This is a genomic window from Inhella sp., from assembly GCF_027532025.1.
Taxonomy (GTDB): Bacteria; Pseudomonadota; Gammaproteobacteria; order Burkholderiales; family Burkholderiaceae_C; genus Inhella.
On the sequence record NZ_JAPZSY010000005.1, the window covers coordinates 1 to 21699 of the forward strand.

A 21699-nucleotide genomic window follows, 5' to 3' on the forward strand; every position below is an offset into this window, starting at 1 on the left:
TCCTTCAGGCCGGGGAACATTCCCCAGGCTGAAGGCTTGACCTCACCGACGCTTCGCGCAAGTGCTCGGCTGCACAGACGCCATGCAAAACGCGGTGACCAACGGTGTGCGCCGGTCACCGCGTCAGCGGTTTAGTTCAACAAGTTGTAGGGAGACGGACGCTGCCGCCTACCATCGATGCGTGTGCCCTAACTCGGCCAAGACCAAGGCGCTCATGCGCTTGATTCATACGGGAAATTCTCCCGGTCAGCTGGTCATTCATCCAGCACCATAAATCCGACAAAAGCGGCGCACCGTGACAAGTCCTCCAGGGCCTGGCGCCGCGATGGCGGCCATGATGCCAGCGCCGTGCGCCCAACTGAACCGGCACAGGACCGAAGCGAACAGAAACCGCTTGTGCTCAACGCCTAAGCGGCGCTAAAGTGATATCACTTTGATGCCAACTTGGAGACCCCAATGAGCACCCCCGCGAGCCCCAACAACAAGCCCGCCCTGCAAGAGAAGCGCGCCTGGTCGGCCGACGGCTACCTGATGATCGTGGTCGGTTTGGCGCTGCTGGGCCTGGCCGTCGTCAGCCTGCGCGGCGGCGCCCCGCTGGTGGCCATCCCGGCGCTGATCCTGGGGATCATTGCCCTGGCCGGCCTGTACATGCTGCACCCCAACCAGGCGGCCGTGCTCACCCTGTTCGGCGCCTACACCGGCAGCGACCGCAATGCTGGCCTGCGCTGGGCCAACCCGCTGGCCATCAAGAAGAAGATCTCGCTGCGCGACCGCAACCTGAACGCCCCGGTGCTAAAGGTCAACGACCAGCGCGGCAACCCCATCGAAATCAGCGCAGTGGTGGTGTGGCGCGTGCGCGATTCGGCGCAGGCCATGTTCCAGGTGGACGACTACGAGGCCTACGTGCGCGTGCAGGCCGAAGCCGCCATTCGCCACCTGGCCACCTGCTACGCCTACGACGAGGGCGAGGACATCGATGCCGGCGCCATCACCCTGCGTGGCGGCCAAGAGGCCGTGGCCGAGGCCCTGAAGCAAGAGTTGCAAGCCCGCTTTGGCGACGCCGGCGTGGACGTGCTGGACGCCAAGATCAGCCACCTGGCCTACGCGCCGGAAATCGCCCAGGTGATGCTGCGCCGCCAGCAGGCCGAGGCCATCATCAGTGCACGGGCCAAGATCGTCCAGGGCGCGGTGAGCATGGTGGAGGCCGCGCTGAAGGGCTTGAGCGAGCGCGAGATCGTCACCCTGGACGACGAGCGCAAGGCCGCGATGGTGAGCAACCTCTTGGTGGTGCTGTGCTCCGACCGCGAGACGCAGCCGGTGGTGAACACGGGCACGCTGTACACCTGACATGCGGCGCGCCTTCAGTTTGGGCTGGGCACTGGCGATGCTCGGCCTTCTGCTGAGCTACCCCTTGCTGCCTCCCATGGTGGGTGACCCAGGGAAAGAAGCACCGCGCGCGCTCTATATGGGCATCATGGTGTTCGTCTTGGCACAGACATGGCTTTGCAGCCATCGCTTCATCGCATGGATCGGTCACACCTCTCCCGACCTGCTGAACCTGCCGCACAAGGCCTACTGGATGCACCCCGACCGGCGCCACGATTCCGTCGAACGCATGGCCACCCACGTCAGCGGGCTGGGTTTGCAGGTGCTGACGCTCATGGCAGGGATGCACCTCTACGTTCTCTTCCAAAGCCAGCCCAGTGGGCCGCAAGTGCCGATCGAGGTTTGGTTGGGGTGCGCCGCTCTGCTGGGGCTGGCGTTTGCGGCGTGGATCTGGCGTGCCTTGGCGATGTTTCCCGCGCCGCCCAAAGAGCCAGTCGCCCCGACGGTTCCTCGTCGCCCTCGTCGACCTGGCGAGACGCACTAAGGCGAAGCCATGGCCAGCCCCGAAAAAAAAGCCTTTGCCCTGCGCGTGGACCCCGCGCTGTGGGCCGAGGTCGAACGCCTCGCGGCGCAGGAGCTGCGCAGCGCCAACGCCCAGGCGGAGGTGCTGCTGCGCGAGGCTTTGGCCAAGCGCGGCATCAAGCTCGGCGCCCCCAAGGCACGCCCAGCGCCGACCCAAGCCCCTGCGCAGAACCCGTCGCCCGATTCGGAGTCGTCATGAACCGCACCGCCCTCTCCCGTCGCCGCCTGGTGCAAGCCGGCGCATTGCTTCCCTGCATGCACCTTTCCGCCGTGGTGGCCGCCGTGTCGACGGAAGACATCACCCGCCTGCTGCAGCAGCGCGTGCGCCTCGAGGGCATGGGACTGGCAGTGGCCCGCTTTGACGCCACTGCCATGGATTTGGCCGCCGCCGGCCTGATCCGCCTGGGGGGCGAAGCCATCGACCCGGCGCGACACCGCTTCGAGATCGGGTCGATCACCAAGACCATGGTGGGTGTGCTGCTCGCCGATGCCGTGCTGCGTGGCGAGGTCGCCTTGGATCAAACCGTCGAAAGCCTGTTGCCGGACGGGCTGCGCTTGCGCGACAGCGCCGATGCGCCGATCCGCCTCGTCGACCTGGCCACGCACCGCAGCGGCTTGCCAAGGCTGCCAGGCAACCTCGACCCCACGGCCGTGCCCAACCCGGCCGACCCTTACGCGCATTACGACTCCGCTGCACTGCTGAAGGCGGTGCGCCAGTACCAGCCCACACGGGCGCGCGACGCGCAGTGGGAGTACAGCAACTTTGGCTATGGCCTGCTGGCCTGGGTGCTGGCACGCCAAGCGCAACTGAGCGTGGCCGATTGGTTCCGGCAGCGCTTGTTCAACCCCTTGGGCCTGCAAGGCATGGAGGTGGCCACGCCGAGTGCGGCGGCGGCCGAAGCAACCCAGGGTCACAACCCGTTGGGTCAACCCGTGCCCGGTTGGCATTTCTTGGCGCTGGCAGGTGCGGGCGCGGTGCGTGCCAGCGCGGCGGAGTTGGCCCGCTACGGCCAAGCCGCCTTGGGGGGCTTTGAGCACCCGCTGCTTGCGGCGTTCTCTCTAGCGCTGCAGGTGCACAGCGACCTGGGCCCCGCGCCCAACGCCCGCATGGGCTTGGGGTGGATGCTGGTGCCCAGCCTGAACCTGGCCACGCACGATGGCGGCACTTACGGGTTTTCGTCCTCTTTGTGGCTGAACCTCATAGAGCGCCGTGGCGCGCTGGCGCTGGCCAATGCCATGGTGGTGGTGAACGACTTGGCGCGGCACCTGCTCAACCCCAGCCAGCCCCTGCGCGATGTGGCCGCCGAAAAGCAAGCCCAAGTCGCCGCCCTGCAGCAGCCCGCTGTGACCATCGCGCCCGAAGCCCTGGCCGCCTTGGCGGGCGTGTATGCGCTCAACCCACGTTTCAAGCTCACGGTGCGCGCGCGAGGCGCCGAGCTGTTGGCACAAGCCACGGGCCAGGGCGAATTCGCCCTGTTTGCCAAGGCGCCCAGGGTGTTTTTCGCCCGGGTCACGCCGCTGGAGATCGAATTCGAGGGCGCCGAAGGCCCGGCCCCGGCGCTGGTGTTGCGCCAGGGTGGGCAGGTGCTCCGTTTCGCCAAGGAGTGATCGGCCCCACCGGGCGGGTCTCCGCGCGGTCTGCCCCCGTGGCTTTCAGGGCGACGGCCTCGGCTGCGGCAACATGCGCCCCATGGCCTCCTCTGCTGCATCCTTGTCCTCCGAACGCCCCAAAGCCCAAAGCCCGCGTGCTTTGCGCGGTTTGTTGCCCTTCCTGCGCCCTTACCGGGGGCGCATCGCCATGGCCGGCGTCTTCCTGGTGCTGGCCGCCCTGACCACGCTGCTGTTCCCTGCCGTGCTGGGCCGCCTGATCGACGCCGGACTGCTGCCCCAGAACCGCGAAGACCAGTTGATGGCCTTGCGCCACCACTTCGGGCTGCTGATGGGCGTTGGGGTGGCCATGGGGGTGCTCAGCGCCAGCCGCTATTACATGGTCACGTGGCTGGGTGAGCGCATCACGGCCGATGTGCGCAGCGCCGTTTATGCCCGCGTGATCGGTCACAGTCCAGGCTTCTTCGAGACCACCCGCACAGGGGAAGTGCTCAGCCGCCTGACCACCGACACCACCCTGGTGCAAACCGTGGTCGGGTCGTCTTTGAGCATGGGGCTGCGCAACGCGCTGATGGCCCTGGGTGCCCTGGTGATGCTGATCGCCACCAACCCGGTGGTGATGGGTCAAGTCCTGGGCGTGCTGGCCCTGGTGCTGGCCCCGACGCTGATTTGGAGCCGGCGCGTACGGTCCTTGAGTCGCGACAGCCAGGATAAGGTGGCCGATGCCTCGGCCATCGCCGGCGAAGTGCTCAACGCCATCCCGGTGGTCCAGAGCTACACGCAAGAGGCCCGCGAGGCGGCTCGCTTCAGTCAAGCCACCGAGGCTGCCTTCGACACCGCCAAACGCCGGGCCAAGGTGCGCGGCCTGCTCATCGCCTTCGTCATCGTGGCCAACTTTGCCGCCATGCTGTGGGGGCTTTACCAGGGCACGCAGGCTGTGCTGGCCGGCACCATCAGCGCCGGGCACCTGGCCCAAACCGTGGTGTACGTGGTGCTGCTGCTGGGCAGCGTGGCCGTGCTGGCCGAGGTCTGGGGCGACCTGCTGCGCGCGGCCGGCGCCACGGAGCGCCTGGTGGAGCTCTTGGAAAGCCAGTCGCCTGTGGCCGAGGCCACGCACCCCCAAACACCACCACCCGCAGGGGCGGGCGCCACGCTGCGCGTGCGGGGGGTGAACTTCCGCTACCCCTCGCGCCCGAACACGCTGGCTTTGGCGGACTTCTGTTTGGACCTGGCTCCCGGGGAAACCGTGGCCCTGGTGGGCAGCAGTGGTGCGGGCAAGACCACCGTTTTCCAGCTGCTGCAGCGCTTTTACGAGCCCGAGTCCGGCGCCATCGAACTGGATGGCCTGCCCATCGCTGCGCTGAGCCTGCAGGACCTGCGAGCGCGCATCGGCTTTGTGCCGCAGGAAAGCGTCTTGTTCAGCACCAACGCCCTGGAAAACATCCGCTACGGCCGGCCCGATGCGACCGAAGCCGAGGTCATCGCCGCCGCCCAGGCCGCCCACGCCCACGACTTCATCACCGCCTTGCCCGAGGGCTACAACACCTTCCTGGGCGAGCGCGGCGTGCGGCTCTCAGGCGGCCAGCGCCAGCGCATCGCCATCGCCCGCGCCATGCTGAAGAACCCACCGCTGCTGCTGCTGGACGAGGCCACCAGCGCGCTGGATGCCGAAAGCGAGCGCCTTGTGCAGCAGGCCTTGGACGCCGCGATGCGCGGCCGCAGCACCCTGGTGATCGCCCACCGCCTGGCCACCGTGCAGCACGCCGACCGCATCGTGGTGTTGGAGCACGGCCGCGTGGTGGAGGTGGGCACGCACGCCGAGCTGGTGGCCCGGGGCGGGGCTTACGCGCAGCTGGCGGCCTTGCAGTTCAGCGCTTGAAGGGGGCCGGCGCGCGGCCGGCCTCGATGTCGCGCATCAGGCTGGCGCGCGCCGCCTCGGCGTCGGGCTCGGCGCTGTGCACCTTGCGCGCCAACAGATCGATGCGGATGGCATCCTGGTCGGGCTGTCCATCCTTGCGCGCCACGCTGCGCTCGACACTGGCTTCAATTCCGTTACCTGTCACCAGCCGCGGCTTGGCCAGCACCTCGCCGGTGCTCAAATTGACCACGCCAATCGTCATCTGGATGGAATCCTTGGGGAAGCGCGTCTCGTCGGCAGGCAGGCCGCGCAGTTCCAGCTCCAGCTCCTGACCGTTGGGCATCGTGAAGCGGCGCTTGCTGCTCTTGTCAAAGGCCTCCAGCAACACGACTTCTTCCAGGGCCTGACCGCCGATCGTTAGCTTCACGTCGGTGCGCAGCAAGGGCTGGGATGGCGGCGGCGCTGCGTCTGCGGGCGGTGTTAGCGCCGTCAAAGCCGGCACGGCGGGCGGCGCCTTCGCTTTGGGGCTGGGCCTTGCCGGCGCCGGCTTGGGTGCCGCGGCCGGCAGCACCGGCGTGGCAGCGCTGGGAGCTGCCGGCGCGGCGGCGACCTGCAGGGTGGACACGGCGGGCACGGCAGGCGTCACGGCCGGCTTGGCCGCATAGGCAAAACCGGCCGACACGGCGATCAGCGCGGTAACGCACCAGCGGCGCGGGGTCTGCAGGGAATGCAAGGGCAGCATGCTCAGCCTTTCAAACAGGGGATGGGAGGAGCAGGGGGTGGCGCTCAGGGGCAAACGCGCCGCGAAGCCTTCGGCGCGCAGCAGGGCCTGGCGGTACCTCTTCAATTGCCCGGGATGGCGGCGCAGCAGGGCCGCATCGCAGGCCAATTCCATGTCGGCACGCAGACGGCGCAGCGCCCACCAGGCCAGGGGGTTGAACCATTGCAGCGCCAGCAGGCTGAGCGCGAGCAGCAGCCAGCGCGTGTCGCCGCGCTCGGCGTGCAGGCGCTCGTGCAGCAGGATCAGGCGCCTCTCAGGCGCCGGGAAGCGGCTGCGGAAGTCGGTCGGCAGACGCAGGCGCGGGCGCCAGGCGCCGACCAGGGCGGCGCTGCCCCCCGCGGCCAGGCGAGGCGCGCGCAGCAGACGGCGCTGGCCCTGGCTCCAGACGGCTGCGCAGACCAGGGCGCCGAGCAGCCAGGCGCCCAGCAGCAGGAGCGGCAGCAGCGGCACCGAGGGCTCGGCCAGTGGTGCGGCGGCGGCGACCGGTTCGACCACCGCCGTCAGCGGCGCCGACCAGTCGGCCTCGGGCAGATCGATCTGCCAGCGCAGCGGCCGCTGCGGCTGCAGGGCCGCCAGACCGGCGGCAAGCAGCACGGCCGGCACGAGCAGCCAGAGCTGGTACTGCGCCTGCGCGCCTGCCAGGCGGCGCAAGGGCCAGCGCAGCAGGGCCACCAGCAGCAGGGCCGCGCTCAGCAGCAGCGTGCCCAGGACCAGGCCGTTCAGTAGAAGCAGAAGCAGTAGCTCAGTCATCGCCCTGCTCCCTCAGCAGCTTCTCCAAGGCCGCGCGGTCCTCCGGCGTCAGCTTGCGCTGGCTCGAAAACTGCACCACCAGCGGCGCCAATTGCCCGCCAAACAGGCGGTCCAGCAGGCTGCCCGATTGCTGCGCCACCCAGTCGGCGCGCTGCAGCAGCGGTCGGTACAAAAAGCGCCGGCCGTCTTTGTCGGCCGCCACGGCCTGCTTGCCCATCAGGCGGCCCAGCAAAGTCTTGACGGTGCTGAGTTGCCAATCGGGCGCGTCGGGGCGTTGGGCCAGCCGGTCGGCCACCTCGTCGGCCGACAAGGGCTGCTCCTGCCACAGCACCTCCATCACTTGCGCTTCGGCGTCGCTGATCATGGTTTGACTACGCTTGTAAACAAAATTGCATTTACGAATGTAGTCGACTCCAATACAGCCCCGGGATTCCCCCAACTCGGCAGCAACCCACATAATCCATGCGCATGTTTGCTGGAGGTTTGCCATGCTCCGATTCGACGACGGCCCCAAGCGCGCTACCAACCTGACCCTCAACGCCAAGGTGCTGGACACCGCCAAAGAACTCGGCATGAACATCTCGGCCACCGTGGACGAGTTGCTGGCCGCCGAGGTGCAGCGCCGCTATTGGCAACGCTGGAACGAGGACAACCGCGAGGCGATTGCCGACTACAACGCGCGCATCGAACGCGAAGGCCTGCCCTTGGCGCAGTACCGCAGCTTCGCCAAGGGGCTGTGAGTGGCGCGTTACGACGTCTACCCCAACCCCGAGCCCGGCGAGCGTGCTGTCACGCCCTTCCTGCTGGACCTGCAAAACGACTACATCAGCGGACTGGGCACGCGCGTGATGGCGCCGCTGCGCGCTGAAGGCCTGTTCGGCAAGCCGGCACGCGGCCTGAACCCCATCTTCCTGATCGGCGACACCGCCGTGGTGCTCGACACCGCCGCCATCGGCGCCTTGCCTGTGCAGCTGCTGCGCCAACCGGTGGTGAGCCTGCGCGCGCAGGCCACCGTGATTTCCAACGCCCTCGACACCTTGTTTGGTGGTTTCTGATGACCCGTCTCACCCGCACCACCTTCGAAGACTTCATGCGCTACGTGCACACCACCGGCGTGCCCAAGGGCGACCGCACCGGCACCGGCACCAAGTCGGTGTTCGGCTACCAAATGCGATTCCCGCTGAACGAGGGCTTTCCGCTGGTCACCACCAAGAAGGTGCACTGGAAGAGCATCGTGCTGGAGTTGCTGTGGTTCCTGCGCGGCGACAGCAACGTGAAGTGGCTGCAAGAGCGCGGCTGCACCATCTGGGACGAGTGGGCGCGCGAAGACGGCGAGCTCGGCCCCGTGTACGGCGTGCAATGGCGCAGCTGGCCCACACCAGGCGGCGGTCACATCGACCAGATCAGCGACCTGATCCAGCAAATCAAAGCCAACCCCGACAGCCGCCGCCTGATCGTCAGCGCCTGGAACGTGGCCGAGTTGCCGCAGATGGCCCTGATGCCCTGCCACGCGCTGTTCCAGTTCTACGTGGCCGACGGCAAGCTCAGCTGCCAGCTGTACCAGCGCAGCGCCGACATCTTTTTGGGCGTGCCCTTCAACATCGCCAGCTACGCGCTGCTGACCCACATGCTGGCCCAGCAGTGCGACCTGGACGTGGGCGACTTCATTTGGACGGGTGGCGACTGCCACCTCTACAGCAACCACACCGAGCAGGTAGAAACCCAACTGGCCCGTACGCCCTACCCCTTCCCCACGCTGCGCATCAAGCGCCGCCCCGCCAGCTTGTTCGATTACGAACTCGACGACTTCGAGCTGGTGGACTACCAGCACCACCCCTTGATCAAAGCACCGGTGGCCGTATGACCGAGCTTCGTCTCATCGCGGCCATGGGCCGCCAGCGCGAGGTGGGCGCGGGCAACGCCCTTCTGTGGCACCTGCCTGAGGACCTGGCCCACTTCAAGGCGACCACCCTGGGCCAGCCGGTGCTGATGGGCCGCAAGACCTGGGAGAGCCTGCCCGAGCGCTTCCGTCCCCTGCCGGGCCGGCGCAACCTGGTGATGACGCGGGGCGACGCCGTGCCCGGCGCTGAAACAGCGCGCTCCCTGAGCGACGCCCTGGCCTTGTGTGCCGCGGAGCCCGTGTTGTGGGTCATCGGCGGCGCCGAGCTGTGGCGCTTGGCGCTGCCTCACGCCAGCCAGATCGTGCTGACCGAAGTGGACGAGGTGTATCCGCAGGCCGACACCCACTTCCCTCCGCTGGGCCCAGGGTGGCGGGTCAACGGGCCCGAGGTCTGGCAAACCAGCCGGACGGGGCTGCGCTACCGCATCCGGTCTTGGGTGGCCACCGAGGGCGACACCCACCGCGCGGCGTGAGTCAGGAAGACGCCGATCAGGCGACTTCGTTCAACTGGGTACCCAACGTGCCCGAGGTAGCCAGGGGCGGCGGCGAGGGCAAGGCCTGGATCAACTGAACAGCGCCCGCCGCTTGCATGTCCAGGGACTTGCGCAGAACCATCAGCGCGGCAGCGCCCTGAACGGTGCCGCTGACGGCCGAAGACGCGCTGTTGACCGTGCTGGCGCTGACGGAGGCGATGGAGGACATGGCGAACCTTTCGACGGACGACACCCGTATATCGGTCGGTCTTCCGCCAACTTGAGGCGGTCGGCCTTACCTTGACGGCTCAGGGTTCAACACCTTCGGCACGGCATTGGGCCGCAGGCGGAAGGCGTCGGGCATGCCCGAGCCCAGCAGCGGCCTCAAGTACAGGCGAAAGGCGTCGGTCACGTCGGTGCCGCAGGCAGCGATGAACTCGTCCTCCATGGTGCGCGTCTTGCCGGCCACGGCCTCCAAGGGCAGCAGCTCGTAGTCGGCCGAATAAAAGCCCGTGCGCTTGATGGCCACGGAGCCATCGCGGTCGCCCCACATGGCGAACTGCACGGCCTTCTCTCCCACTTCGCGGGCCTCGCGCTGGTCGACGTCGCTGACGCAGCCCACGAAGCTGCGTTGCAGGTAGCCAAAGGTGTCGCCGCGCACGCGCTTGATCTTCAGCTTGGCCTTGATCTCCTCGCACAGCAGGTCGGCCAGCGCGCCGGTGCCGCTGAGCTGCACGTTGCCGTGCGCGTCGCGCTCCAAGTCCTTGGCCAGCTTGACGAGCATGGGCGTGCCGCTGGCGTCGTGGATGCCCTCGCTCACCGCCACCACGCAGCGGCCGTAGCGCTCCATCGTCGCTTTCACGTCCAGCAAGAAGCGCTCGATGTCGAACACGCGTTCGGGCAGGTAGATGAGGTGCGGGCCGTCGTCGGGGAACTTCTTGCCCAGGGCGCTGGCGGCCGTGAGGAAGCCGGCGTGCCGCCCCATCACCACGCCCACGTACACACCGGGCAGGGCGGCGTTGTCCAGGTTGGCGCCAGCAAAGGCCTGGGCCACGAAGCGCGCGGCGCTGGGGAAACCCGGCGTGTGGTCGTTCAGCACCAGGTCGTTGTCGATGGTCTTGGGAATGTGGATGCAGCGCAGCGGGTAGCCGGCGGCTCGGGCTTCCTCGGCCACGATGCGCACGGTGTCCGACGAGTCGTTGCCACCGATGTTGAAAAAGTGCTCGATCTGGTGCGCGCGCAGCACCTTGAACATCTCACGGCAGTAGGCCAGATCGGGCTTGTCGCGCGTGCTACCCAGCGCGGCCGCGGGCGTGCCGGCCACCAGCTCGATGTTGTGGCTGGTTTCCTGCGTCAAGTCGACGAAGTCTTCGTTGACGATGCCCCGCACCCCATGCCGGGCGCCGTAAACGCGCTGGATGCCGTGGTGTCGGCGGGCTTCGAGCACCACGCCGGCCAGGCTTTGGTTGATGACGGCGGTGGGGCCACCGCCTTGGGCGACGAGGATCTTGCCGGACGACATGGCGGGCTCCTTGGCAGGTTCAGGGCAGGTTCAGGGCAGGTTCAGGGCAATTCGCGGCCACGGGCCGCCTCGAAAAGCGCATACCAGTCTTCGCGGCTCAGCGTCCAACCCGCGGCCTGGGCGCAGGCGCGGATGCGAGCCGGGTCCGCCGTCCCGATGACCGGCTGGATCTGGGCCGGGTGGCGCATCAGCCAAGCCAGCGGCACGGCCTCTGGCGCCACGCCCTCTCGTTGGGCGATGGCCGACACCAGGGCCGCGGCGCGAGCTTGCGCGGGCGTGGCGTCCGCCGAGGCGCGGCCGCTGAAGCGGCCCTGCGCCAGCGCGCCCCAGGCCTGCAACTGGATGCCGGCGCCTTGGCAATGCGCCAAGGTGCCCGGCCATGCCGCGGCGCCCGGGGAGGCAGCGCCTTGTGGGTCGTTGAAGGTGACGTCTGCCTCCAGCCAGTCCAACCGCAGCAGGCTCATCTCCAGTTGGTTGGCCACCAGCGGCAGCCCGAGGTGCTGGCTCAACCCTTGCATTTGCGCTGCATGCATGTTGGAAACGCCAAAGAAACGCACCTTGCCGGCCTGGTGCAAGCGCTGGCAGACCTCGGCCACCTCGGCCGGATGCATCAGCGGGTCGGGCCGGTGGAGCAACAAGAGGTCCAGTCGGTCCGTGTGCAAGCGGGCCAAGCTCGACTCCACGCTGCGCTCGATGTGCGCGCCCGACAGGTCGTAGCGCTTGGGGGCCGACGCATCGGCAAACCGAATGCCGCACTTGCTTTGCAACACCACCCGCTCGCGCAACGAGGGTTGGCGCCGGAACAGCGCGCCAAACGCCTGCTCGGCCTTGCCGAAGGTGTAGATGTCGGCGTGGTCTAGCACCGTGATGCCGGCCTCCAGCGCTGCATCCAAGGCCGCCGCGGCGCGGTCGATGTCGGCTGCCGCCAACGAATCCTGGTTCCAGCCGCCCCCGAAACCCATGCACCCCAGCACCAAGCGGCTGGCGAAGGGCAGGTGAGCTTGTAGCGGGAAGGTCAGCACGCTTGCCCCACTGACAGGCCCCGCAAGAACGCACGCCGCGCCTCGCCCGCCTCGATGGCACGGGCGACGCGCCGCTCTTGGCGCTCGGCCCCGCTGAGCTTGCGCACCCACCCGCGGAAGGGAACCGCCCCTTCCGCCGCGCGCTGCAGCGCTTTGCCCACCTCGGCTTGCCCCTTGTCGGCCGTGCTGGCCGGATCGGCTGGCGGTGCATCCCAGTCAGGCCCCAAAACCTCGTTGAGCTCCTGCACGGCTTGTCGAAGGGCCTCGCAGCGGCGGTCCTCGGGCAGGGCGTAGGGGGCCTGCTGCGCCTTCAGCAGCACCGGAGGCACATCCGCTTTGACGACGTTGAGGTCGCGCAGGGGGGTGGTGGCGGCATCGCCAACGGTGCTGGCCGTGCTGGAGCACGCCGTCAGCAGCAACATTCCGACCAGCATGCTGACGGTGGATGGGAGATGGACAGTCATGCGGCCAGCATACCGGGGGCTTGAGGGATGCCAACCAGCGCGACACGGGCGTGTCGACAATCCTGAGGCACCCGCCGTTGTCGCATCGACACCGACACTGCGCTCACGCTTGTTGCCAGGGAGATTGACATGCACATCACCTTCATCGGCGCCGCGCGCCAAGTCACCGGCTCGTGCTTCTTGGTGGAAAGCAACGAGCTGCGTTTCTTGGTCGATTGCGGCATGTTCCAAGGCGGGCGCGAGGCCCATCAACAGAACCTGCAGGCCTGGCCTTTCGACCCCCGCGAGCTCGACTTCGTCTTGCTCACCCACGGCCACATCGACCACAGCGGCCTGCTGCCCCGGCTGTGCGCCCTGGGGTTCAAGGGTCCTATCCACACCACCCACGCCACGGCCGACTTGCTGGAGGTGATGCTGCTGGACTCCGCCTACATCCAGGAAACCACCTGGGCCCGGGCCCAGCGACGGCAAGAGCGCCGCGCCTTGCCCCTGCTTTACACCGTGGCCCAGGCCCAAGCCAGCTTGCAACAGCTGGAAGGCCACGCCTACGACGAGCCCTTCCAGCCCCATCCCCGCTTGCGGTGCACCCTGCGCGATGCTGGCCACATCCTGGGCTCGGCCATCCTCGAGTTGAGCCTCACCGAGGGGCGCCGCACCCGCACCTTGGTGTTCAGCGGCGACCTGGGCCAGCCGCACCGGCCGATCGTGCGCGACCCCACCCCCATCCGGCACGCCGACGTGCTGCTTGTCGAGTCCACCTACGGCAACCGCCTGCACCGCCCGATGGACGAGACCGTGGACGAACTCACCGAGGTCATCACCGACACCCTGCAGCGCCGCAAAGGCAACGTCATCATCCCGGCCTTCGCGCTGGGGCGGACCCAAGAGCTGCTGCAACTGCTGGCCGAACTGGTGCGCGAGCACCGCCTGCCGCGCTTGCAGGTGTTTGTCGATTCGCCCATGGCCAACAAGGTGACGGCGATCACCTGGAAACACCGCGAGTTGCTGGACGATGCCGCCCGCCAGTTGCTGGACGGTGGCCAAGGCCTGTCCCGCTGGCTGGACCTGCGCTTCACCCAATCGGTGGACGAATCCATGGCCCTGAATCGCATCAAGGCCGGGGCCATCATCGTGTCGGCCAGTGGCATGTGCGACGCCGGCCGCATCCAGCATCACTTGCGCCACCACCTGGACCGTCCGGCCAGTGCCATCGTGATCATTGGCTACCAGGCCGAGGGCACCCTGGGCCGGCGTCTGGTGGACGGCGCCAAGCGGGTGCGCCTGCTGGGCGAAGACCACCGCGTGCGAGCCAGCATCCACACCATCGGGGGCCTGTCCGCCCACGCCGATCGCGACGCGCTGCTCGGCTGGTTGCGCGGGTTCGAGCAAGCGCCCGCCCGCACCTTCGTCGTTCATGGTGAAACCAGCACGGCCCAGGGCTTCGCCAGCACGCTGCAACAAGAGCTGGGCTGGAAGGCCGAGGCTCCAGAGCCCGGCCAGCGCGTGAGTTGGTGAGGTCACGATGGCGCTGCCCCAACCACCCAGCCCGCCCATAGCGCCACCCACAACCCGCGACTGGCACGCGCGCTCAAGCACCCAAGCGCTGAAGGCGCTGGACAGCCATCTCCACGGCCTGTCCGGCGTTCTTGCGCGACACCGACTGGAGCAGCACGGCCCCAACCGAATGCCCGAGGCCCCTGCGCCCAGCGCTTGGCGGCGCCTTGCGCGCCAGTTCAACAACCTGCTGCTGATGGTGTTGATCGCCGCAGCGGCCATCACGGCGCTGATGGGGCACACGCTGGACAGCGCGGTCATCGCCGCCGTTGTGTTGCTCAACGCGGTGATCGGCTTCGCGCAAGAGGGCAAGGCCGAGCGTGCCCTGCAGGCCATCCACCACATGCTGGCACCCCATGCCGTGGTGCTGCGAGACGGCCATCAGCACGACGTGGATGCGTCCGAACTGGTGCCGGGCGACGTCGTGCTCCTGACTTCCGGCGACCGCGTGCCCGCGGACCTTCGGCTGCTGCATGCCAGGAACCTGCGCGTGGACGAATCGGCCCTCACGGGCGAATCGGGTCCGGTCGACAAGCACACCGAGGCCGTGGACGCTGGGGCTGCCATCGGAGACCGCAGCTGTTTGGCCCACGCCGGCACCCTGGTCATCCAAGGGCAAGCCAAGGGCGTGGTGGTGGCCACCGGCGAGCACACCGAGATCGGGCGCATCGGTCATTTGCTCGCCACCGTAGGGCCCGGCACCACGCCGCTGCTGCAGCAGATGGACGCCTTCGGTCGTCGCCTCACCCTGATCATCCTGACCACCGCCGCCTTGCTGTTCGCGTTTGGCACCAGCGTGCGCGGCCTGTCCACGCCCGATGCTTTCCTGGCCGCCATCGGATTGGCGGTGGCCGCCATCCCCGAGGGATTGCCAGCCATCCTGACCATCACCCTGGCCATCGGGGTGCAGCGCATGGCCCGCCGACACGCCGTCGTCCGGCGGCTGCCGGCCGTAGAGACCCTGGGCTCGGTCACGGTCATCTGCTCCGACAAGACCGGAACCCTCACCCGCAACGAAATGACCGTACAAGGGGTGGTGACGGCGGCCGGCTCCATCGAGGTAGACGGTGCCGGCTATGCACCTCAAGGGGCCTTGCGCATGGCCGGGCGGGCGCTGGACCCCAATACCCTGGCTCATCAACACCCGGTGCTGCGGCGCTTGGTTGAGGCCGGCGCCTTGTGCAACGACGCCAGCCTGCATGACACGGACGACGGCTGGGTGCTGGCTGGCGATCCCACCGAAGGCGCCCTGCTCACCCTGGCGCTGAAGGCTGGCCTCAGCTCGACTGCCCTGAACCTGGAACAACCCCGACGAGACGTCATCCCGTTCGAGTCGGAGCACCGATTCATGGCCACGCTGCACCAAGCGCGAGAGGGGCGGGTGTTCGTCAAAGGAGCGCCTGAGCGTGTGTTGGCCATGTGTCACTGGCAGGCCACTGCGCATGGCCCCGAGCCGCTGGAGTCACAAAGGTGGCAAGCGGCGGTGGAGGCTCAGGCCCGAGACGGGCGTCGCGTGCTGGCCCTGGCCGAGCTCGCTTGGCCCCATGAGCGCAGCGACTTGCAACACGCCGACATCGATCAGGGGCTGACCTTGCTCGGCATCGTGGGCATCATCGATCCGTCTCGCGACGAGGCCCGCACAGCCGTGGCACGCTGCCAAGCGGCCGGCATCCGCGTGGTGATGATCACGGGCGACCATGCCGTGACCGCGCGCGCCATCGCCAAGTCCCTGTGTCTGCTGGGCCCCGACGCGACCGACGACGATGCTGCTGTCGTTTCCGGGCCGGATCTCGATCGCTTGGACGATGCTGACTTGCAAGTGCTGCTGCGCCAAGCCCGGGTTTTTGCTCGCGCCAGCCCCGAGCACAAGCTGCGCTTGGTTCGGGCCCTGCAGGCCGGCGGCGAGGTGGTGGCCATGACAGGCGATGGCGTGAACGACGCCCCAGCGCTCAAACAGGCCGACGTCGGCGTGGCCATGGGACGCAAAGGTACCGATGCCGCGCGTCAGAGCGGCGCTGTGGTGCTGGCCGATGACAACTTTGCCTCCATCGCGCACGCCGTCGAAGAGGGCCGCACGGCCTACGACAACCTGCGCAAAACGGTGACTTTTCTGCTGCCCGTCAACGGCGGCGAGTCGCTCACGCTCTTGGTGGCGGTGCTGCTGGGCGTGGCGCTTCCCATCTTGCCCGCCCAGGTGCTGTGGGTGAACATGGTCAGCTCTGTGGCCTTGGCCATGGTGCTGGCCTTTGAGCCCACCGAGAACGATGTCATGCGGCGCCCACCGCGCCCCCCGAAACAGGCCCTGCTGTCGACCTTCCTGGTTTGGCGCATCGCCCTCGTCTCGACCCTGTTCCTGCTGGGCATTTTCGGGACGTACGAATGGGCCTTGCGGCAGGGTGCCAGCACAGAGGCAGCCCGCACTCTGGCTGTCAACACCTTGGTTTGCATGGAAGTGGCTTACCTGTTCAGCGTTCGCTACCTCAAGGCTCCCGCCTTCACGTGGCGGGGTGTTCGGGGCACCCCCCGTGTGTTGGCGGCGGTGGCTGGCGTGCTGCTGCTGCAAGCCCTCTTCACTTGGGCCCCGCCCTTGCAAAGGCTCTTTCAGACCGAGGGCCTGCCGCTGACGTGGACCGTCTTGATCGGCGCTGTGGGCCTGGCCGTGTTGCTGCTGCTGGAGGCCGAGAAAGCGCTGTTGCGACGGTACGAGCGGGCAAAATTCAGGGCTTGATCTTGGGCCCACATGCCGGAAGCCGCCTTGAAACTCGCCACCTGGAACGTCAATTCGCTGGCCGTGCGCCTGCCCCAAGTCCTGGACTGGCTGCAGGCCCAGCCGGTTGACGCCCTGGTGCTGCAAGAGACCAAGCTCACCGACGACAAATTTCCGCTGGCCGACCTGGAAGCCGCTGGCTACGCGGTCAGCTTTTTCGGCCAGAAGACCTACAACGGCGTGGCCCTGCTCAGCCGCGAGCCGCACGACGACGTCGTGATGAACATCCCTGGCTTCAACGACGACCAGGCTCGCGTCATCACGGGCTCGGTGCAGGGCCTGCGCGTCATCGGCGCTTATTTCCCGAATGGCCAAGCCCCCGACAGCGACAAGTTTGTCTACAAGATGGCATGGCTGGAGGCCCTGCGCGCCTTCGTGGCCAGCGAAATGGCCCAGCACCCGCGTTTGGTGCTGATGGGCGACTTCAACATCGCCCCCGAGGATCGAGACGTCCACGACCCCCAGGCATGGGCGGGCCAGATCCACTGCACCGATGCCGAGCGCGCTCAGTTCCAAGCCCTGCTCGGCTTGGGGCTGGTGGACGCCTTCCGACTGTTCGAGCAAGCGCCCAAGAGTTGGAGCTGGTGGGACTACCGCAACCTCGCCTTCCGCAAGAACCAGGGTCTGCGCATCGATCACATCCTCGTCAGCGAGACTTTGCGTGGCGTGGTCACGGCCTGCGAGATCGACAAAACCCCGCGCAAGAACGAACGCCCCAGCGACCACGCCCCCGTGATCGTCACCCTGGACGCCTGACATGCCCACCCCCAGCACCGACACCCTGGCCGACCCCTTGCTGCAATGGTTGGCGGACGAGGAAGCCGTCCGCCAACGCCACCGTGCCCACGCCCAACCCAGCATGGGTGGCGTGGCCTTGCCAGAACAAGTCGCGGGACAAACGGGGCTGGAGGTGCTTGAGGCCATGTTGGCAGGCCGCCTGCCGGCGCCGCCCATCGCGCACACGATGGACTTCATCCTGGTCGACGTGGCCGAAGGGCGGGCGGTGTTTCAAGGCGAGCCGCTGTTCCACCACTACAACCCCTTGGGCACGGTGCACGGCGGCTGGTACGCCACCTTGCTCGACTCAGCGCTGGGCTGTGCGGTGCACAGCACCATGCAGGCCAATGAGAGCTACACGACCTTGGAACTCAAGGTCAATCTCGTGAAGGCGCTGAAGGCCGAGAAGCCGCTGCGCGTGCGCGCCATCGCGCAAGTGCGCCATCGCGGTCGACAGATGGCCACCGCCGAGGCCGATTTGGTGGGCCCCGACGGTGTCTTGTACGCCCACGCGAGCACCACCTGCTTGGTGTTCGCTCGCTGATCGGGCCCCAGGGCGCTCCCTAGAATCGCCGCTTCTCGCGCTCAGCCCCTGTTTGGGGCGCGCCCTGACGCTGCCTGCCATGACCGAACTCGCCAAATCCTTCGAACCCGCCGCCTTGGAGGCCCACTGGGGCCCGCTGTGGGAGCGCGAAGGCCTCTACGCCCCCACGCTGGACGCCAGCAAGCCCTCGTTCTGCATCCAGCTGCCGCCGCCCAACGTCACGGGTACGCTGCACATGGGGCACGCGTTCAACCAGACCATCATGGACACGCTGACCCGCTACCACCGCATGCGGGGGCACAACACCCTGTGGGTGCCGGGCACCGACCACGCGGGCATCGCCACGCAAATCGTGGTCGAGCGCCAGTTGCAGGGGCAAGGCGTCAGCCGCCACGACCTGGGCCGCAAGAACTTCGTCGCCCGCGTGTGGGACTGGAAGCAAGAGAGCGGCAACACCATCACGCAGCAGATGCGCCGCATGGGCGACAGCGTGAGCTGGGACCACGAGTACTTCACGATGGACGAGAAGCTCTCGACCGTCGTGACCGAAACCTTCGTGCGCCTGTACGAGGAAGGCCTGATCTACCGCGGCAAGCGCCTCGTGAGCTGGGACCCGGTCCTCAAGTCCGCCGTGTCCGACCTCGAGGTGGAAAGCGAAGAGGAAGACGGCCACCTCTGGCACATCCGCTACCCGGTGGACGGGTCCACCGAGTCGCTGGTTGTGGCCACCACGCGCCCGGAAACCATGCTGGGCGACACCGCGGTGATGGTGCACCCCGAAGACGAGCGCTACAGCCACTTGATCGGCAAGCAGGTCAAGCTGCCGCTGACGGGCCGCTTGGTGCCGGTGATCGCCGACGCCTACGTGGACAAGGCCTTCGGCACCGGCGTGGTCAAGGTCACGCCGGCGCACGACACCAACGACTACCAGGTAGGCGTGCGCCACGGCCTGCCCATGCTGACCATCTTCGACCTGGACGCCAAGGTCAGCGCCGCCGAGGCCGACGACATCCCTGAGGCCTACCGCGGCCTGGACCGCTTCAAGGCGCGCAAGCAAATCGTGGCCGACCTGGAAGCCCAAGGCCTGCTGGTCGAGGTCAAGAAGCACAAGCTCATGGTGCCTCGCTGCGCGCGCACGGGCCAGGTCATCGAGCCCATGCTGACCGACCAGTGGTTCGTGGCCACCACCAAGCCCGGCAAGAGCGGCAAGAGCATCGCCGACGGCGCCATCGAGGCCGTGGCCTCGGGCGAGGTCAAGTTCGTCCCCGAAAACTGGGTCAACACCTACAACCAGTGGATGAAGAACCTGCAGGACTGGTGCATCTCGCGCCAGCTCTGGTGGGGCCACCAAATCCCGGCGTGGTACGACGATGACGGCCAGGTCTACGTGGCCCGCAACGAGGCCGAGGCCCAAGCGCAAGCCCCGGGCAAGACCTTGCGCCGCGACGAGGACGTGCTCGACACCTGGTACAGCTCGGCCCTGGTGCCCTTCTCCACCCTGGGCTGGCCGGCCAAGACCATCGAACAAGACCTGTTCCTGCCCAGCTCGGTGCTGGTCACCGGCTACGACATCATCTTCTTCTGGGTCGCCCGGATGATCATGATGACGAAACACTTCACGGGCAAAGTGCCGTTCCGTCACGTCTACATCCACGGCCTGGTGCTCGACGCCCAGGGCAAAAAGATGAGCAAGTCGGAAGGCAACGTGCTGGACCCGGTCGACCTGATCGACGGCATCGCCCTGGCCCCGCTGCTGGACAAGCGCACGCAAGGCCTGCGCAAGCCCGAGACCGCGCCCAAGGTCCGCACCGCCACCGAGAAGGAATTCCCCGAGGGCATTCCCGGCTACGGCGCCGATGCGCTGCGCTTCACCTTCGCGGCCATGGCCACGCTGGGCCGCAGCGTCAACTTCGACAGCAAGCGCTGCGAGGGCTACCGCAACTTCTGCAACAAGCTGTGGAACGCCACGCGCTTTGTGCTGATGAACACCGAGGGCGAAGACTGCGGCTTGGTCGAAGGCAGCTGCCCGCCTGGGCACAACCGCTTCAGCCAGGCCGACCGGTGGATCGCCAGCGAGCTGCAGCGCGTGGAAGCCGCCGTGGCCCAAGGCTTCGCTGATTACCGGCTGGACCTGGCCGCCAACGCCGTTTACAGCTTCGTGTGGGACGAGTACTGCGACTGGTACCTGGAGATCGCCAAGGTCCAGCTGCAGGAGGCCAAGGCCGCGGGCGACCTGGCCGCCGCCCGGGGCACGCGCCGCACGCTGATCCGCGTGCTGGAAACCGTGCTGCGCTTGCTGCACCCGATCACGCCCTTCATCACCGAGGCCTTGTGGCAAACGGTGGCACCAGTGGCCGGCCGCAAGACGGTGGCCTACCTGACCCAAGCGCCCTACCCCGTGGCCCAGCCGGAGCGCATCGACCCGGCGGCCGACGCCTGGGTGGCCCGCTTGAAAGAGGCGGTTGGCGTGTGCCGCAGCCTGCGCGGCGAGATGAAGCTCAGCCCGGCCGAGCGCGTGCCCTTGTTGGTCCAGGGGGACGACGGCTTCCTCGCCGAGGCGGCCCCGGTCCTCAAGGCCTTGGCCAAGCTCAGCGAGGTCCGCCTGCTCGACGCCGACGCCTTCGCCGGCGCCACGCAGATGGCCCCGGTGCTGGTGCTGGGCAGCGCCAAGCTGGCGCTGGAGGTGCAAATCGACCTGGAGGCCGAACGCGCGCGCGTGGCCAAAGAGATCGCCCGCTTGGAAGGCGAGATCGCCAAGGCGAACGCCAAGTTGGGCAACGAGAGCTTCGTGGCCCGCGCACCGGCGGCGGTCGTGGCGCAAGAGCGCCAACGCGTCGCCGACTTCGAACAGCAACTCACGCAACAGCGCGCCATGGCGGCGCGTCTGGGGTGACCCCATGAAAGCCACCGTCACCAAGGCCGTGTTCCCGGTTGCCGGACTGGGCACCCGCTTCTTGCCAGCCACCAAAGCGCAGCCCAAAGAGATGCTGCCCGTGGTGGACAAGCCCCTCATCCAGTACGCCGTGGAAGAGGCCTACGCCGCGGGCGTGCGTGAAATGATCTTCGTGACGGGACGCCACAAGCGCCCCATCGAAGACCACTTCGACATGACCTTCGAGTTGGAGGTCGCGCTGGAGCAGGCCAACAAGCGCGAATTGCTGGAGGTCGTGCGCTCCGTCAAACCCGACGACATGGAGTGCATCTACGTGCGCCAAGCCCAAGCCCTGGGCTTGGGCCATGCCGTGCTGTGCGCCCAGCGCCTCATCGGCAACGACCCCTTCGCCGTGCTGCTGGCCGACGACCTGATGGTGGGCGACACACCGGTGCTGCAGCAGATGACCGAGCAGTTCGCCGAGTGGCAGGCCAGCATCCTGGCCGTGCAAGAAGTGCCCGCCGAACACACCCGTCGCTACGGCATCGTGGCGGGCCAAGACGTGAACGAGCGCCTGGTGGACGTGAGCCGCATCGTCGAAAAGCCAGCCCCCGACGTGGCGCCCAGTCGGCTCGGCGTGGCCGGCCGCTACATCCTCACCCCTGGTGTGTTGCGAGAGATCGCGAACCAGCCTCGGGGCGTGGGCGGGGAGATCCAACTCACCGACGGCATCGCCGGCCTGCTGCGGCGCGAAAAGGTGTTCGCGTATCGCTACGAAGGCCGCCGCTACGACTGCGGCAGCAAAGAAGGCTTCTTGGAAGCCAACGTGGAGTTGGCCCTGGCGCACCCAGCGCTGGGCCCGGGCTTTCGCAACTACCTGCGCAGCCTGAGCCTTTGAC

The 21699-nt window shown here is 67.7% G+C and carries 21 protein-coding genes; 15 read left to right on the forward strand and 6 right to left on the reverse strand.

Annotated features, from left to right (window positions below):
* Window positions 1-456 precede the first annotated feature (456 nt).
* The 5 genes from O9335_RS01295 (at window position 457) to O9335_RS01315 (ending at window position 5395) form a co-directional block, all read left to right on the forward strand.
* Window positions 457-1347: an SPFH domain-containing protein gene (locus O9335_RS01295; RefSeq protein WP_298382359.1), complete on the forward strand. Its 891-nt coding sequence runs from the start codon at window positions 457-459 to the stop codon at window positions 1345-1347.
* A 1-nt stretch (window position 1348) separates the two neighbouring features.
* A complete protein-coding gene (locus O9335_RS01300; protein ID WP_298382361.1) occupies window positions 1349-1870 on the forward strand; it encodes a hypothetical protein in 522 nt (173 codons plus the stop codon).
* A gap of 9 nt (window positions 1871-1879) precedes the next feature.
* Entirely contained in the window at window positions 1880-2107 is a 228-nt protein-coding gene (locus O9335_RS01305; protein WP_298382365.1) for a hypothetical protein, read from the forward strand.
* On the forward strand, window positions 2104-3516 hold the full coding sequence (locus O9335_RS01310; RefSeq protein WP_298382366.1) for a serine hydrolase: 1413 nt from the start codon (window positions 2104-2106) through the stop codon (window positions 3514-3516). Before O9335_RS01305 ends, O9335_RS01310 begins: the two co-directional genes overlap by 4 nt.
* A gap of 82 nt (window positions 3517-3598) precedes the next feature.
* Window positions 3599-5395 carry an ABC transporter transmembrane domain-containing protein gene (locus tag O9335_RS01315; protein WP_298382368.1) on the forward strand — a complete coding sequence of 599 codons (1797 nt, stop codon included), beginning with the start codon at window positions 3599-3601 and terminating at the stop codon, window positions 5393-5395.
* Here the strand turns inward: O9335_RS01315 and O9335_RS01320 are convergent.
* Window positions 5385-6905, reverse strand: coding sequence for a M56 family metallopeptidase (locus O9335_RS01320; protein WP_298382371.1), 1521 nt, complete (start codon window positions 6903-6905; stop codon window positions 5385-5387). The genes O9335_RS01315 and O9335_RS01320 overlap by 11 nt on opposite strands.
* Complete coding sequence (locus tag O9335_RS01325; RefSeq protein ID WP_298382373.1) at window positions 6898-7269, reverse strand: BlaI/MecI/CopY family transcriptional regulator; 372 nt, start codon at window positions 7267-7269, stop codon at window positions 6898-6900. Before O9335_RS01325 ends, O9335_RS01320 begins: the two co-directional genes overlap by 8 nt.
* Before the next feature lie 124 nt (window positions 7270-7393).
* On the opposite strand from O9335_RS01325, the gene O9335_RS01330 reads away from it, so the two are divergent.
* Genes O9335_RS01330 through O9335_RS01345 form a run of 4 tightly spaced genes read left to right on the forward strand, consistent with a single transcriptional unit; the run spans window position 7394 to window position 9278 of the window.
* Window positions 7394-7645 (forward strand): type II toxin-antitoxin system CcdA family antitoxin, encoded by a 252-nt coding sequence (locus O9335_RS01330; RefSeq protein ID WP_298382374.1) that lies wholly within the window; start codon window positions 7394-7396, stop codon window positions 7643-7645.
* On the forward strand, window positions 7646-7960 hold the full coding sequence (locus O9335_RS01335; protein WP_298382376.1) for a CcdB family protein: 315 nt from the start codon (window positions 7646-7648) through the stop codon (window positions 7958-7960). It begins immediately after the preceding gene.
* Window positions 7960-8769 carry a thymidylate synthase gene (locus tag O9335_RS01340; protein WP_298382379.1) on the forward strand — a complete coding sequence of 270 codons (810 nt, stop codon included), beginning with the start codon at window positions 7960-7962 and terminating at the stop codon, window positions 8767-8769. Before O9335_RS01335 ends, O9335_RS01340 begins: the two co-directional genes overlap by 1 nt.
* Window positions 8766-9278 carry a dihydrofolate reductase gene (locus O9335_RS01345; RefSeq protein WP_298382382.1) on the forward strand — a complete coding sequence of 171 codons (513 nt, stop codon included), beginning with the start codon at window positions 8766-8768 and terminating at the stop codon, window positions 9276-9278. Before O9335_RS01340 ends, O9335_RS01345 begins: the two co-directional genes overlap by 4 nt.
* 16 nt (window positions 9279-9294) lie before the next feature.
* On the opposite strand, the gene O9335_RS01350 is transcribed toward O9335_RS01345, so the two are convergent.
* From O9335_RS01350 to O9335_RS01365, 4 genes are all read right to left on the reverse strand, one after another.
* Complete coding sequence (locus O9335_RS01350; protein ID WP_298382386.1) at window positions 9295-9507, reverse strand: putative motility protein; 213 nt, start codon at window positions 9505-9507, stop codon at window positions 9295-9297.
* A gap of 66 nt (window positions 9508-9573) precedes the next feature.
* Window positions 9574-10800: a 6-phosphofructokinase gene (locus O9335_RS01355; RefSeq protein WP_298382390.1), complete on the reverse strand. Its 1227-nt coding sequence runs from the start codon at window positions 10798-10800 to the stop codon at window positions 9574-9576.
* Window positions 10801-10841: 41 nt separating this feature from the next.
* Complete coding sequence (locus tag O9335_RS01360; RefSeq protein ID WP_298382393.1) at window positions 10842-11822, reverse strand: aldo/keto reductase; 981 nt, start codon at window positions 11820-11822, stop codon at window positions 10842-10844.
* Window positions 11816-12286: a hypothetical protein gene (locus O9335_RS01365; protein WP_298382396.1), complete on the reverse strand. Its 471-nt coding sequence runs from the start codon at window positions 12284-12286 to the stop codon at window positions 11816-11818. Before O9335_RS01365 ends, O9335_RS01360 begins: the two co-directional genes overlap by 7 nt.
* Window positions 12287-12415: 129 nt before the next feature.
* Here O9335_RS01365 and O9335_RS01370 point away from each other — a divergent pair, with 129 nt between their 5' ends.
* The 6 genes from O9335_RS01370 to galU all read left to right on the forward strand — a co-directional run bounded on the left by O9335_RS01370 (window position 12416) and on the right by galU (window position 21698).
* Window positions 12416-13801 (forward strand): MBL fold metallo-hydrolase, encoded by a 1386-nt coding sequence (locus O9335_RS01370; protein WP_298382399.1) that lies wholly within the window; start codon window positions 12416-12418, stop codon window positions 13799-13801.
* Between the two features lie 7 nt (window positions 13802-13808).
* On the forward strand, window positions 13809-16568 hold the full coding sequence (locus O9335_RS01375; RefSeq protein WP_298382402.1) for an HAD-IC family P-type ATPase: 2760 nt from the start codon (window positions 13809-13811) through the stop codon (window positions 16566-16568).
* Window positions 16569-16595: 27 nt separating this feature from the next.
* Complete coding sequence (gene xth, locus O9335_RS01380) at window positions 16596-17363, forward strand: exodeoxyribonuclease III (protein WP_298382406.1); 768 nt, start codon at window positions 16596-16598, stop codon at window positions 17361-17363.
* 1 nt (window position 17364) lies between these two features.
* Window positions 17365-17928, forward strand: a complete 564-nt coding sequence (locus tag O9335_RS01385; RefSeq protein ID WP_298382409.1) for a PaaI family thioesterase — start codon at window positions 17365-17367, stop codon at window positions 17926-17928.
* A 79-nt stretch (window positions 17929-18007) separates the two neighbouring features.
* Window positions 18008-20821 (forward strand): valine--tRNA ligase, encoded by a 2814-nt coding sequence (locus O9335_RS01390; RefSeq protein ID WP_298382412.1) that lies wholly within the window; start codon window positions 18008-18010, stop codon window positions 20819-20821.
* A gap of 4 nt (window positions 20822-20825) precedes the next feature.
* Window positions 20826-21698: a UTP--glucose-1-phosphate uridylyltransferase GalU gene (galU, locus tag O9335_RS01395; RefSeq protein WP_298382415.1), complete on the forward strand. Its 873-nt coding sequence runs from the start codon at window positions 20826-20828 to the stop codon at window positions 21696-21698.
* Window position 21699: the final 1 nt, after the last annotated feature.

Bases quoted from the DNA above. Each gene is read 5' to 3' on its own strand.
- O9335_RS01355 (WP_298382390.1), bottom strand. From the start codon at position 10,800: ATGTCGTCCGGCAAGATCCTCGTCGCCCAAGGCGGTGGCCCCACCGCC.
- O9335_RS01330 (WP_298382374.1), top strand. From the start codon at position 7,394: ATGCTCCGATTCGACGACGGCCCCAAGCGCGCTACCAACCTGACCCTC.
- O9335_RS01375 (WP_298382402.1), top strand. From the start codon at position 13,809: ATGGCGCTGCCCCAACCACCCAGCCCGCCCATAGCGCCACCCACAACC.
- O9335_RS01320 (WP_298382371.1), bottom strand. From the start codon at position 6,905: ATGACTGAGCTACTGCTTCTGCTTCTACTGAACGGCCTGGTCCTGGGC.
- O9335_RS01370 (WP_298382399.1), top strand. From the start codon at position 12,416: ATGCACATCACCTTCATCGGCGCCGCGCGCCAAGTCACCGGCTCGTGC.
- O9335_RS01350 (WP_298382386.1), bottom strand. From the start codon at position 9,507: ATGTCCTCCATCGCCTCCGTCAGCGCCAGCACGGTCAACAGCGCGTCT.
- O9335_RS01390 (WP_298382412.1), top strand. From the start codon at position 18,008: ATGACCGAACTCGCCAAATCCTTCGAACCCGCCGCCTTGGAGGCCCAC.
- O9335_RS01365 (WP_298382396.1), bottom strand. From the start codon at position 12,286: ATGACTGTCCATCTCCCATCCACCGTCAGCATGCTGGTCGGAATGTTG.
- O9335_RS01295 (WP_298382359.1), top strand. From the start codon at position 457: ATGAGCACCCCCGCGAGCCCCAACAACAAGCCCGCCCTGCAAGAGAAG.
- O9335_RS01300 (WP_298382361.1), top strand. From the start codon at position 1,349: ATGCGGCGCGCCTTCAGTTTGGGCTGGGCACTGGCGATGCTCGGCCTT.
- galU (WP_298382415.1), top strand. From the start codon at position 20,826: ATGAAAGCCACCGTCACCAAGGCCGTGTTCCCGGTTGCCGGACTGGGC.
- O9335_RS01315 (WP_298382368.1), top strand. From the start codon at position 3,599: ATGGCCTCCTCTGCTGCATCCTTGTCCTCCGAACGCCCCAAAGCCCAA.
- O9335_RS01340 (WP_298382379.1), top strand. From the start codon at position 7,960: ATGACCCGTCTCACCCGCACCACCTTCGAAGACTTCATGCGCTACGTG.
- O9335_RS01345 (WP_298382382.1), top strand. From the start codon at position 8,766: ATGACCGAGCTTCGTCTCATCGCGGCCATGGGCCGCCAGCGCGAGGTG.
- O9335_RS01385 (WP_298382409.1), top strand. From the start codon at position 17,365: ATGCCCACCCCCAGCACCGACACCCTGGCCGACCCCTTGCTGCAATGG.
- O9335_RS01325 (WP_298382373.1), bottom strand. From the start codon at position 7,269: ATGATCAGCGACGCCGAAGCGCAAGTGATGGAGGTGCTGTGGCAGGAG.
- O9335_RS01310 (WP_298382366.1), top strand. From the start codon at position 2,104: ATGAACCGCACCGCCCTCTCCCGTCGCCGCCTGGTGCAAGCCGGCGCA.
- O9335_RS01305 (WP_298382365.1), top strand. From the start codon at position 1,880: ATGGCCAGCCCCGAAAAAAAAGCCTTTGCCCTGCGCGTGGACCCCGCG.